7 protein-coding genes are annotated in these 13788 nt (G+C 48.9%); 2 read left to right on the top strand and 5 right to left on the bottom strand.

From position 1 onward, the window contains the following. Positions 1–85 precede the first annotated feature (85 nt). Positions 86–1513: an L-serine ammonia-lyase gene (locus AC6H1S_RS16870; RefSeq protein ID WP_497564366.1), complete on the bottom strand. Its 1428-nt coding sequence runs from the start codon at positions 1511–1513 to the stop codon at positions 86–88. A 66-nt stretch (positions 1514–1579) separates the two neighbouring features. Here AC6H1S_RS16870 and AC6H1S_RS16865 point away from each other — a divergent pair, with 66 nt between their 5' ends. Further along, positions 1580–3001 (top strand): alpha-L-fucosidase, encoded by a 1422-nt coding sequence (locus tag AC6H1S_RS16865; RefSeq protein WP_497564365.1) that lies wholly within the window; start codon positions 1580–1582, stop codon positions 2999–3001. A 65-nt stretch (positions 3002–3066) separates the two neighbouring features. On the opposite strand, the gene AC6H1S_RS16860 is transcribed toward AC6H1S_RS16865, so the two are convergent. Further along, complete coding sequence (locus AC6H1S_RS16860; RefSeq protein WP_199136087.1) at positions 3067–3477, bottom strand: helix-turn-helix domain-containing protein; 411 nt, start codon at positions 3475–3477, stop codon at positions 3067–3069. Between the two features lie 161 nt (positions 3478–3638). Here AC6H1S_RS16860 and AC6H1S_RS16855 point away from each other — a divergent pair, with 161 nt between their 5' ends. Further along, a complete protein-coding gene (locus AC6H1S_RS16855) occupies positions 3639–3929 on the top strand; it encodes a hypothetical protein (protein ID WP_497564364.1) in 291 nt (96 codons plus the stop codon). Here AC6H1S_RS16855 and AC6H1S_RS16850 read toward each other — a convergent pair. From AC6H1S_RS16850 to AC6H1S_RS16840, 3 genes are all read right to left on the bottom strand, one after another. After that, complete coding sequence (locus tag AC6H1S_RS16850) at positions 3926–4585, bottom strand: MgtC/SapB family protein (RefSeq protein ID WP_199136083.1); 660 nt, start codon at positions 4583–4585, stop codon at positions 3926–3928. The genes AC6H1S_RS16855 and AC6H1S_RS16850 overlap by 4 nt on opposite strands. Positions 4586–4669: 84 nt before the next feature. Then, complete coding sequence (locus AC6H1S_RS16845; protein ID WP_199136081.1) at positions 4670–5698, bottom strand: PorP/SprF family type IX secretion system membrane protein; 1029 nt, start codon at positions 5696–5698, stop codon at positions 4670–4672. Positions 5699–5700: 2 nt separating this feature from the next. After that, a complete protein-coding gene (locus tag AC6H1S_RS16840; RefSeq protein ID WP_497564363.1) occupies positions 5701–13782 on the bottom strand; it encodes a DUF8696 domain-containing protein in 8082 nt (2693 codons plus the stop codon). Between the last annotated feature and the right edge of the window lie 6 nt (positions 13783–13788).

Raw genomic sequence — 13788 nt, 5'->3', positions numbered from 1 at the left:
TTCAACCTAACATTAAGGCATTAAGTTGAATTAAGGGTTAGATGGTTCTTTTGCTATTCGCTGTACTCTTTTGTTTTTCAGTTTTTTAGCACTCCGGTAAACTCAACGGAATATTGGTAGCCAAGCCGCCATCAGAAGTTTCCTTGTATTTCGAGTTCATGTCCAGAGCCGTTTCCCACATGGTATTGACCACGGCATCCAAACTTACTTTGGCCTTATCGGGATTGGTTTGCAGGGCCAGCTGGCTAGCGGTAATGGCTTTGATGGCACCCATGGTATTGCGTTCGATGCAAGGGATTTGTACCAGTCCGCCAATAGGGTCGCAGGTAAGGCCGAGGTGGTGTTCCATGGCAATTTCGGCGGCCATTAAAACCTGGCGTTGCGAACCGCCCAGGCATTCGGTTAAGGCGGCGGCAGCCATAGCCGACGATACGCCGATTTCTGCCTGGCAACCACCCATTGCGGCCGATATGGTCGCCCCCTTTTTGAAGATGCTGCCTATTTCTGAAGCACAGCAGATAAACTGGATGATTTTGTCTTCCGTATAGCCATCGCAAAAAGCAATGAAATATTGTAAAACAGCTGGAATAACACCAGCGGCGCCGTTGGTTGGTGCGGTAACCACACGGCCAAATGCTGCGTTTTCTTCATTTACAGCCAAAGCAAAGCAGCTTACCCAATCTAAAGTATAGTTGAAGCCATTGCCGCCTTTCCTAATTACCTGTACCCAGCTGTCGTAATCGGTGTAGGCTTCGCCAGCCGTAAGCTTGCTGTTCACTTTCGAAGCCCGGCGTGCTACGTCTAATCCGCCAGGCAAAAAGCCACTGGTATGGCAACCCCGATAAATACAATCTCTAATTACGTTGAAATGCTGCATTACGCCCTTGCGGGTTTCGGCCTCCGGACGCCAGGCCGCTTCGTTCTCCATGACTACTTCGCTTACTTTTAATCCGGTTGATAGGCACCAGTGGAGCAATTCGCTGGCTTTTTCTACCGGAAACGGCAAGTCTACCTGTTCTTTTTCAGAACCGTTTTCGCCCTCTTTTACCACAAAGCCGCCACCAATAGAATAATAGGTTTCGGAAAAGGCCTTGCCATTGTTCAGGAAAGCCTGAAAAGTAACTGCGTTGGGGTGAAAAGGCAAGCTCTCTGCAAAAAGGAAAATCAGGTCTTCGGTGTAGGAGAAAGGAATTTCATATTCGCCTCCTAAATTTAAGCGCTGTTCTTGTTTAATGGCTTCGATGGTACTGTCGATGGCATTGACATCAAAGGTAACCGGGTCGCCACCAGCCAGGCCCAATAATACGGCAATATCAGTGCCGTGCCCCTTGCCCGTTTTGGCCAATGAGCCGTACAGCAGGATTTTCACCTGAACCACGTCGGCCAAATCAGCCTGTTTTTTTAAGGAGGCAGTAAATTGCTGCGCAGCACGCCAAGGCCCCAGCGTATGTGAGCTCGATGGGCCAATGCCAATCTTAAATATATCGAAAACTGAAATCTGTTCTTTTTGCATGGATAACAAAGCTATATACTTTTACTGATATTTACGTAAATTGGGCTAACCAATTCGGGCCAACCTATGAAAAAAATCTATCTAACCATCCTTGTTTTTTGCCTGTTTTTTGCGACCCACGCCCAACAAGCACATTACCAGTCGCAACATTACCAAGCACCCAGCGATACCAAAGTACAGGCCAAGCTGAGCCAATGGGGCGATAAAAAGTTTGGCTTGTTTATGCATTGGGGTATTTACAGTATTCCGGGCATTGTTGAATCGTGGAGCATCTGCTCCGAAGATGCCTCTTGGATACCGCGCGACAGCACCAAAAACTACGAAGATTACAAGCGTTGGTATTTTAACCTGAGCAAGCAGTTTAATCCGGTAAACTTCAATCCGTCTATTTGGGCCGAATACGCCAAGAAAGCAGGCATGCAATATGTGGTTTTCACCACTAAGCACCACGATGGTTTTGCCCTGTTCGATACCAAGCAGTCGAACTATAAGGTAACGGCCAGCGATGTGCCTTTTGCCACCAATCCGAAAGCCAATATTGCCAAAGAGGTTTTTGAGGCTTTCAGGAAGGAAGGATTTATGATTGGCGCCTATTTTTCAAAGCCCGATTGGCACAGCGAATATTACTGGTGGCCACGCTATGCCACGCCCGACCGCAACAACAACTACGATATCCGCCTGCATCCGCAACGCTGGCAACAGTTTAAGCAATACACCTATAATCAAATCCAAGAGCTGATGAGCGATTATGGCAGCATCGATATTTTATGGCTCGATGGGGGCTGGGTGAGGCCAAAATCGACCATTAACGAAGAGGTGCTTTCGTGGGGTGCGCCAATTCCGGCTTGGGATCAGGATATCAACATGCCTGCCATTGCCCAGATGGCCAGGGCGAAACAACCGGGATTGATTATGGTTGACCGTACCGTGCACGGCGAATACGAGAACTACCAAACGCCCGAACAAAAAATACCCGAAAAGCCGTTGGATTATCCTTGGGAAACCTGCATGACCATGGGCGATGCCTGGGGCTATGTACCCCATGATCGATACAAAAGCACGAATACATTGGTGCACCTGCTGGTCGATATTGTGGCCAAAGGAGGCAATTTCTTGCTCGATGTAGGTCCAAAGCCCGATGGTACTTTTCCGGAGCCTGCCCTGCAACGCCTTACCGAAATGGGGCAATGGATGGACGTGAACAAAGAAGCTATTTATGCCAGTAAGCCCATTGCGCCGTATAAAACCAATAATGTTTGTTTTACGCAAGGCAAAAACGGCAGTGTGTATGCTTTATATCTTTTAGACGAAGGCAAGGCTGCCGATGCCACGATAAGCATTCAGTCGCCACCCAAAATGCCTAAAAAGCTAACTTTGCTGGGGATGAAGCAGGCATTGAAGTGGAAGCAGCGAGGCGATGTTTTGGAAATAACCTTGCCCGGTGGTGCGAAAGTGATGAAGCATGCGCTGGTGTTGAGGATGGATTAGCTATTGCCACCTAAGAGTGGCTAAGGTAAAAGAACCAGGTTGCTTTAAAATTTGCCGTATCGAAATCAACGTTTCTTTTTCAGCGATAAAGCTTCGATGGTTTGCTCTTGGGCTTTGATCGTCTGTTCTTGGATGGTAATGATTTTGACCAGGATTTCGATGTCTTTTTGGTAGTCGCCTTCGCCGATGCGGGCGTTTACGTATTTCTCGGCAATATCGTTTACTACCGAAAAATTGCCGTCGGGCTGTTCCTTATATTTTCTAATAGGTAACCCAATGCCTTTGAGCAACCAATCAGCATTCAGTTCTTCACATTTGGTGAGTATAAGGTCGAGGTTTACCGTATTTCTTTTATGCCAATTGGCTAGCGTATTGGAGGCTATTCCAAGAAATCTTGCCAGTTCAGCGTCTGATTTAAAGCCATAATGAGATTTTATTCGGCTTATAATCAGTTCTTTATCTATTTTTATTCCCATTTCGTGAGTTTTTCTTGATTAGGCTATTGATTTACTCACATCGAGTGAGTAAATTGGTGATGTAATCATAAATGTAATAAAAATGCCGAAACACTAGTAAAAATAGGCATTTGAAAAATACGCTTATTGATACATACCTCTCATCTAAACCTTTTGAAAACATGAAAGACTTGATCGAAATCTCGCCAATGGCTGAACCTTTTTCTGCTGAAGAAAACAATTTTGCCACCACAGCACCCATTGCCGCACCTATTTTAGAAAGCCTGCAAACTTTTTTGGAAACCGTACCGGCCTATCGGCTTAACAAAGGATTGCGAAAAATGCTGATTGATTACCTTTTCTACAACATCGAAGCTTTACCTGTAGATTTTGAAGAGCTTTTGGGCGATTTTTACTGGCTGACCAACTTTCTCGATAAGATACACGAAGAAGGATTGAATAAGGCCGACTAAAAATCGAAGGCTATGATCTTGGTGTCTTGCAGCATCTTGTCTACAAATTTTTTGTGGTTTTTTGGGCTGCCCACGGCTATCCACGTACCGCTAATGATGCCGTTGGAGAGTTCCTGTTTGCCACGGTGCATCTTGAGCTTAGAGCTGCGCAGGTATTCTTCGTAGGCTTCTAAGCTCTCGTTTTCGTATTTTTTAACAATGCGGTACACCCTTTTGGTAAAGCGCCTATCCACAAAATTCTCCAAAAACGGGAAAACAAGTAAAGCGGCCAGCACAATCAACGTAACCCCAATGGCCTGTTCATAATAGCCGCTACCAACGGCCATGCCTATGGCGGCAACGATCCAGATGACGCAGGCCGTGGTCAGGCCTTTCACTTGGTTGTCTTCCTTAAAAATAACACCGGCACCCAAAAAACCGATGCCCGTTACAATATTAGAGGCAATGCGGTCGGCGCTGTTGAGGCCAATCTTTACCGAAAGAATGGTAAACAGGGTTGAGCCCAAGCCAATCATGATCATGGTTTTAAGGCCTGCCTGCTTGCTTCTAAATTCGCGTTCTATGCCAATAAGGCCGCAGAGCAAAATGGCCAATAAGAATTTGTTGACCTCGCTTTGGGTAATAAAATGCTGATTGTTAAACAATTCCTGGAACATAAAGCTTCGATTGAATAAGCCGTAATTTCGAAATTATTATTCAAATAACGCCAGCTAGCCGCAAAAGTTTTATGGATTCGAACCTTAAAAGAAGCTAGAACAGCGCAAACCGTTGTATTTTTTGATGCGCGTACTGTTGGGCCAGTATTTTTCGTAGCCCAAACTGGCCTCGGTAGTGCCACTGGTATTGGTATAGTTGAGCCTGGAGGTCGTGGCATCGTGGCTAATGCCAATACGCATTTTCTCGCTGTCGTTACGCTTCAAAAAGATGTCGAAGATGAGCGAAACCACAATGGCATCGGAGCCGTTCAGGGCATTGGTGCGGTACCAAATTCCAGAGTTGAAGCTTCGGTACTTGAACTGTGCGCCGGCGCTGAGCGAAGAGGTGTTGCCTTGTTTGTAATAAACTACAGAAGGAATTAAAAAAGCGCCTTCGTCTTCCAGGTAATCATAGCGATAGCTCAAAGGCATCTTAAAGCTGGCGTTGAGGGTCCAGCGCATGGGCAGGCGCGCCTGCGCCGAGCTGAACGATTCGTCGGGTTTGTTGATGTGGTACAGGCCTGCACCCAGCATAAAGTTGCGGTAAACAAAATTGGCGCCGGCTGCGGGGTCGAAAAAGAACTTATTGGACATGTCTGGCAACTGTGCCGATGATACGCTGCCCGGTATGTAACCAATGCGGCGATCAATCTGGTCTAAAAACACCAGCTTGCTCCAGTCGATGCTGCGGTTGGTAAATCCTGCCTGCAAGCCAAAAGAGGCCAAAAAATCATCGTCGCCCACACTATACGAATAGGTGAGGGCCACATTGTTCTTCACCAGGTAGGCGGTTCCTTCGCTGCTGCGGTTAAACGACAAGCCAACGCCTCCCGAAAGCTTGGGTACATTAACATCAATAGAGGCGTTGATATAGGAGAGGTCGCCGCTTAACGAAGACCACTGGTTACGGTAAATCATGTTGAGCCTCAGATCGCCGTCAAACTGTCCCGTTAACGAAGGATTGAGGTAAATAGGGGCGTTAAAAAACTGGGAAAACAGGTGGTCCTGCGCCTTGATGTTCAAAGCCATCAGGCAAAAACACAGTCCTAAAAATCCAACAATCCTGCTTTTCATCATCATCGTATTAAATATATTTCGCCCGTTCGTTTCGGTGCCGATTTATCGTAGGTTACGCCTTTCCATTCGGTACCATTGATGAGCTGTACCTCTATTTTCCAGAAGTAGATTCCCTGTGGCTGGGCCACGTTGTTGTAGGTGCCATCCCATCCTTCAACAGGCTTGCCATCTTCGAGTTTGGTGGTTTCCCAAAGTACCTGTCCCCATTTATTGAAGACCGACATTTTCCAAGATTTGATGCCTGCGCCCACAGCTATGAATTTTTGCAGCGGAACATTGGTGCCACCCGGCATAAACGAGTTTGGTACATATACATAGCCGGGTATGCCCATAATGTGCACGTATTTTTGGATGCTGTCTACACAACCCTGTTCGTTGTAGGTTCTTAGGGTAACCAAGAAACGGCCCGTATCCAAGTAGGTATGTGCTGGATCTTTGAGGGTAGAGGCATCGCCATCGCCAAAAGTCCATTTATAGGTTTGGGCGCCATTGCTGCTTTCGTTGGTAAATTTGAATGTGTAGTTCGGTATACTGATTACCGCGGCCGGAGAGATCGAGAAATCTGCCTTTGGCGGACCAACGATACGGATGTAATCAACTTTTTCTTCGGTAGTTGGACAACCCAGGCTATTGATGGCGGTAAGCTTAACCGTGTAGTTTCGGGCGCTGCCCTTGTACACGTGAGTAGGGGCTACTTCGGTAGAAGTTGGCGACCCGTCGCCGAAATCCCATACATAACCGATGGCATCCTTGCTGGTATTGGTAAACTTAACGGCCAAGCCGTCGCAACCAATGGTTAGGTTGGCGCTGAACGCCGCTACGGGCTGCGGATCGACGGTAATAGTAACGGTTTGTACCGGTGCAGTAGAACAATCGTTGGTGGCCAGCATCGTTACCACATAGGTTCCTGGTTTGTCAAATCGATGATGCTTAATTTCTGGACGGTTATTGACAGAAATCTCAGCCGATTGGCCAGGTTCAAAATTGTACACATACTGACTGGCACCTACCGTACTGTTGGTGAAGTCGACGTCGAAAGGTGCGCATCCCCTGAGCTTGTTGCCATCAACGGTAAAACCTGGTTTGATGGTATTTGGCGAAACCACGATTACATATTCCCTCGTATCGGTACCACATGCGTTGGTGGCTGTTACTTTTACTTTGTATGTTCTAACTACATCGGTGGTGAAGGTATAAGGGAAATCGGTCTTGCTGGTACTTGGGCCGTTGACAATCACCCCGTCAATTTCGTAGGTATAGGTGTTGGTAGAGCCTGGCGACGTATTTCTGAAATTAACGGTAAACGGCGAGCATCCACGCGTTTTGTCTGGTGTGCCGGTGGCAATTGGCGTACCATAAACGGTTATTTTTTGTGGCGCCGAAAGCGATTTGCCACAAGGGCCAATGATGGTAAGGGTTACGGTATATTCCTTGTCTTCGCCAAAAGGATCCGCATCAAACCGATAGCGGAAATCGGCCGATGTACCGGCAATTACATTGTTAACCCGCCATTCGAAGGTTACGCCGGTTAAAGCGTTGGAAGTATTGGTAAAATCGACATCCAACGGCCCACAACCATTTACCGCCGATGGCGTGAACGTGGCCAGGATATTTGGTCGGGTGCGGAAAGTGTGGCTCATTTCGTCCTGGCTGCAGCCCAAACTGCTGGTGGCTACCAATTTAATCACAACTGCCGTATTTTCGGTAGCAATGGTGTAGCCCGGGAAGTTGATCCCAGTACCAATAACTACATTGTCGGCATACCAGGTATAGGTGGCATTGCGGTCGGGGTAGGCTGTTGCTTTTACGTTGCTGGCATTGATTGCAAAAGGAAAGCAGTCCAAATCGCGGGTAAAGCTAAACTCGGCCTTGGCATTTGGATTAACGGTAACCTTAACCACATTGCTGATATGCTGTAAAGCACCTGCGCAAGCGCTGCTGCTTACCAATCGGCGATAAGAAGTAGTTTGGGTAATCGCTCCTGGTGCGTAGTCTTTGGCGTTGGCGCCGATAATGGCTGTCCAGGTAGCCCCATTGTCTGTGCTTTGTTCCCAGCCATAGGTATAGTTGTTGCCGTCACCGCCTGTTGGCTGCGAACCGCTTATTGGCGTAGCGTTGGTACCCACACAAATGGCATGATCAGCCGAAATGCTATTGTTGGCAATGGCCGGCAGTGCAGTAAGCTGCAATACATTGCTGATGGCGCTGCAATTGCCACTGTTTACGGTTCGGCGATACGATAAGCTGGCATTTACCGTAATGGTTAAACTTGGACTGGTTTGACCATTGATTGTAGTCCATGTGGCTCCGCCATCGTTGCTGCTTTCCCAAACATAGGTATAAGTGCCATTGCCTCCGCTTGGCACGTTACCGGCCAAGGTAATTACTTGGCCGTTGCAGGCTGTAGAAAAAGGTGTTGTGATATTGGTATTGGTGAGCGGTGCCAAATTGGTGATGACTACTTCGTCGTTAGTAGGCGGACATGGTGCCGAGCCAGAAATGGTCCATCGGAAAGTATAGGTTTGGCCACCTACCAGGCCGTTTACCTGCGTATTGTATTGCGAAGCATCGGCAAAAGTAACGCCAGCCTGTCCTGAGGTAAGCGTCCATTGGCCGGTATTGGTTAATGGCGAATTGCCTTGCAATGTAATAGACGAGCTATTGCACAAGGTTTGATCTGGGCCTGCATTGGCCTGTGCCACCGCCTGGTTTACTGTAATGGTGGCCACCGTTGAGTAAGCCGGTGCACAATTGCCATTTTTAACGATGGCGCGGTATTGTGTGGTGACGGTCAGGTTGCTGTAGGCCACGCTGCCGGTTGTGTTAGTGATTGGGGCCCAAGTGGTGCCGCCGTCGGTCGACTGCTCCCAGCCCTGGATCGTTCCCACCTGCCCGCTCAAGGTTATGCTGCCGTTGCCATTCCCTGAGCAAACGGCGGTGCTTCCCGCCGTAACGCCACCATCGGAAGGCAGGTTGACTTTAATGGTTACGCTTGCCGAACTTGGCGGACAAGGCGCCAGGCCAGAAATGGTCCACGTAAAGGTATAGGTGTTGCCAGGAATAAGGCCTGATACCTGCGTATTGTACAGGTTAGCATCGGCAAAGGAAGCGCCTGCAGGTCCGCCAGTTTGTGTCCACAAGCCACTTTGAGTTTGTGGCGAGTTGCCTGCCAAGGTGGTCGAGGTTTGGTTACAAAGTTCTTGGTTTGGACCGGCATTGGCCGAAATAGAACCTGGATTTACTGTAATGATAGCTACAGTTGAATAAGCCGGGGCGCAATTGCCATTTTTAACGATGGCGCGGTATTGCGTGGTGATGGTCAGGTTGCTGTAGGCCACGCTGCCGGTGGTGTTATTGATTGGGGCCCACGTGGTGCCACCGTCGGTCGACTGCTCCCAGCCCTGGATCGTTCCCACCTGTCCGCTCAAGGTTATGCTGCCGTTGCCACTCCCCGAGCAAACGGCGGTGCTTCCTGCAGTAGCGCCGCCATCGGAAGGCAGGTTGACTTTAACCTGCATATCGTCCATGCTAGGTGGACAAGGAGCCAAACCGTTTATGGTCCATCTGAATACATAGGTTTGGCCAGGAATAAGGCCTGATACCTGGGTGTTGTAAAGCGAAGCATCGGCAAAGGTTACCGCCGAACCAGAAACCTGGGTCCACAATCCGGTTTGAGTTTGTGGCGAGTTACCTGCCAAGGTAGTCGAGGTCTGGTTGCAAAGCTCTTGGTCTGGACCGGCATTAGCCGAAATAGAACCCGGATTTACGGTGATGGTACTGATGGTTGAATTGGCCGTTGCGCAATTGCCGTTGCGCACCACGGCGCGGTATTGGGTTGTAGCGGTGAGGTTGCTATAGTTGATGCTGGTTGCAGTGCTATTGATAATTTGCCAAGTGGCACCGCCATCGGTTGAGCTTTCCCATCTGACCACGCTGCCTACTTGTCCGCTCACCGTAATTTGTCCAGAACCGCTACCCGAGCAAACCGATGTGCTTCCGGTGGTAACGCCGCCATCGGAAGGCAGGTTAACTTGTACTTGTACATCGCTCGAACTTGGCGGACATGGTGCCTGGCCCGAAATGGTCCAGGTGAAAACGTAGGTTTGTCCGGGGATCAATCCGATTACTTGGGTGTTAGGCAAGGTAGCATCTGCAAAAACAGCGCCTGCCGGCCCTGATTTCTGTGTCCACAAACCTGTATTTGGCAAAGGCGAGTTACCTGCCAAGGTGGTCGTGGTTTGGTTGCAAAGTTCTTGCGAAGTGCCTGCGTTGGCTGTCGCTACAGCTGGATTTACCGTGATGGTACTTATGGCCGAATTGGCTTCGGCGCAGGTTCCGTTTTTCACCACAGCGCGGTATTGGGTCGTAGTGGTAAGGTTGCTATAATTGATGGCAGTGGTGGTATTGTTAACGGTTTGCCAAGTAGTACCTCCGTTGGTAGAAATTTCCCATCTCACTACATTGCCAAGCTGTCCGCTTAAAGTAATTTGGCCTGAGCTGCTACCCGAGCAAACTGAAGCGCTTCCGGCAGTAGTGCCCCCATCAGAAGGGAGGTTGATTTTGATTTGTACCTCGTCGGTACTTGGCGGACAAGGGGCCTGGCCCGAAATGGTCCAGGTAAAGACGTAAATCTGCCCCGGAATAAGTCCGTTTACTTGAGTGGTTGCCGAGGTAGCGTCAACAAAAGTTGCGCCTGCAGGGCCTCCAGCCTGTGTCCATAAACCGGTGTTTGGCAAAGGAGAATTAGCCGTTAGCGTAGCTGAGGTTTGGTTACAAAGCTCCTGGTCTGCACCCGCATTAGCGGCCACAACAGCCGGACTTACTGTAATGGTGGCAGCAACTGCTGGGTCTGGTGCACAAACGCCACTTTGAACAATTGCCCGATACTGTGTTGTTGTATTTAAATTGGTATAATTGAGTGTGGTGGTGGTATTGGCAATGGCTACCCAGGTGGTGCCTCCATTGATAGAGCTTTCCCACCTGATGACATTGCCTGTTTGACCGCTTAAGGTAAGCGTACCGCCGTTGGTTCCCGAACATACCGCGGTGCTACCAGCAACGGTGCCACCCACAGAGGCCGGGTTTACCGTAATGGAAACATCGTCTGATTTTGGAGCACAGCTTGCCGCGCTGCTAATGGTCCACCTGAATACATAAACCTGTCCGGCTGCCAAGCCATTTACAGGGGTGTTGTATTGGGTATCGTCAACAAAGCTTACGCCGCTTTGGCCCGAAACCAAGGTCCATTTTCCGTTTCCTACGGCTGGCTGATTTCCCTGTAATACAAAAGATCCCGTGTTACAAATGCTTGCATCTGCTCCGGCATTTGGTGTGCTAGGCTGCGGTTCGACCGTAATGGTTACGGTAACAGGTGTTCCTGGACAGTTATTTGCAGAAATAGGGGTGATGATATAATCAACTGTTTTTGGAACAAGCGTGCTGTTTACCAAGGTATTGGTAATGCTGGTGGCAGTGCTTGGCGTGGCATTGTTGGTATTGCCCGTAACACCTGCTTGGGCGGTGCTTGTCCAGGTATATTTGGTGTTGGCCAGGTTAGCACTGAGGTTGATTACTGCGTTTTGCTGGCTACAGATATTCGCATTAACGGGTGTAGCCGTAAGTACGGGATTAGGGGTAACCGTAACCGTAAAAGTAAAAGGATCGCCGGCACAACCATTCGCATTTGGCGTAATGGTATAGGTAACCGTGGCGTTGGTGGTAGGATTGCTGTTGGTTAATACATCGTTAATAGTGGCGCCATTACCCGATGCGCTAAAACCACCTGCGCCAGGTCCTCCGGTGGCTGTCCAACTGAAAGTGGCGCCAGCAATATTGCTGCTTGGCGAATAAGCCACCGCCGTGCCGGTACATATGGTTTTGCTTGGCAAGCTATTGACAAAAGTCCTTGGCTTTATCGTTAATACCACCTGATCAGATACCAAGTTACATGGAGCTGGCAAGGTAGTGGTAGCCGTTAAGGTTAATGTTACGGTTCCGGCATTCTTATCGGCAACACTTGGCGTGTAGGTCGCGTTTAAAGCATTGGCATTGGGCGAAAAAGTGCCCGTACCCGTAGTTGTCCAGGTTTGGCTCGAAGTGGTTCCAGTAACTGATCCTGCCAAGATAAAGCTCGCATCGTTATAGCAAATGGCCTGATCCGGACCCGCATTGACAACCGGTGCGGTATTAAAAGTGAGTTTTTGGCTGGCGCTTACTGTGCCGCAATTGTTGGTATGGGTAACCGTAACCGTATAAGTATCGAAATTGTCGAACCTGATTTGTGGGTATTTTGTATTGGCATTGGTGCCATTAACGAAAGCCCAGGTTCCACTGTTGCCCGAGGTAACCGTCCAGGTATAAGTGCCAATTGGCTCTGGAGTCATGGTGCCTGTAAGAATGGTTCTGGTGGTACTGCCAACGGTATTGTCGAAGGTAAATGTCTTTAAGCCACAAAGCTGGGCATCAGCCGATAAGACAGCCGTAGGCGCCTCGTTTACAGTAACGGTTTGCACAGCCGAAGTAACGGCTGTACAGGTTGCCGTGTTGATGCGGAGGGTAATGGTGTAGGTACCCGGATTGGCAAAGTTGATTTCAGGGTTTTTGCTGCTGCTCGAGGTACTATTGACATAGGTTACGCCAGTAGCCGGAGAAACGGTCCAACTGTAAACGGTATTGTTGTTGCAACTTTCGTCAACCACCGAAGTATTAACAGGCTTTAAGGTTGTACCGACACAAATGGTGGTTGGGGTAAGCGTAAACGATGGTTGTGGCGGATTTTGTATACAAATGGTACGGCTGGCAATAGGTGCTGTACAGTTGCCATTGCTAATCGATTCGAGGGTAACCACATGCTGGCCATTGGTGGTAAAAATGTAGTTGAGGTTAGTCGATTTGGGTACGCTGGCCTCTACCAAAATACCATCTACGTACCAGTTGAACAAACTGTTGTAATCGGCACAGCCAGGCGAATTGGTGTTGGGGTCTTGTCCTAAAATAGAGGTGTTGCTAAAAGTAACGTTGTTGTTGGTACAGCCTAATATTGGTCCACTGATAAAATTCTGGGTAATGGTAATCACCTTGGCGGTAGTGGATATCGGGGTTCCGATATTGCCACAGTTGGCAAATGGACTAACAACCTGAATGTTGATGCCAAAAGCATTGTAAATAGTGGTACTGCCCGAATTGAAGCTCTGTCCGCAAGAAGATTGCGAATAGTAGTGCTGTACCGTACCGCCTTTTAAATCGCAATAAGTGTAAACCGATTCTGTACCATCGCCCCAATTGATGCGGTAAGTGTTGCCCGGAAAGTTACGGCCAATACCGTTAACCGACGACGCGTTGATCAGGTAGGTGAGGGCGCCTCCCGGCAAGCAAACCGTATTGTTTCCGGTAGTAGAAAAAGCCGTAATTACTTCGTTGTTAATGATGAAATAGGCGCGGGTAGCCACATTGCCATCGGCGGTTATTACCCTTGTAACAGCCGTATAATGGGTTCGGTCTGCATTAAAAGTAGTTTGGGTGGTAACAGGAATAGTGGTGGTGGTATGGTTGAGTTCGTGCGTGAGGCTGATGGTGGTTGTTCCGGCGGTTGATTGGTTGCTCAGGAGCACATCGGCGGCCGAACCGCTTTGGGCCGAGCAAAAACCGAAAGCATCTTTGGAGCTATCGAGTATTTTATTGGAAATGAGCTTGGCCGCAACCGGTGTGCCGGCCCTCACTTCAAAAGGAGCCGAGGGAGCCGAAACAAGTGCAGCGTTTGAACTGGCCTTTATTCTTACCCGGTAGCCTGTTCCAGCTGCCAAGGGGCTGGGCAAAACGCCATTGACAAAGGTGCTGTAAAAGCTGCTGTAGGTTCCGATGAGAGTCTCTGCCGTAAAATCGCCAGAAGCATCCGATAGGTAGAGCTGAAAAACATTCGTCTGCGCAATACAAGCTGTGCTGGGGTCGATGGTAAATGTAGCAGCTAGGGTACTGCCCGGTGTGTATGGGCCAGGGTCTACGGCGTTAATGGTCAGCTGCGCAAAGGCAGAGCTGGCTACCACGCACAAGAGGCCAATGAGCAGTAAACGTATTCTCTTCACAGTAAA

This window comes from Pedobacter sp. TM02 (genome assembly GCF_059705275.1).
Note: the sequence above shows the minus strand (reverse complement) of the source record. Positions and strands in the feature narration are given on the sequence as shown.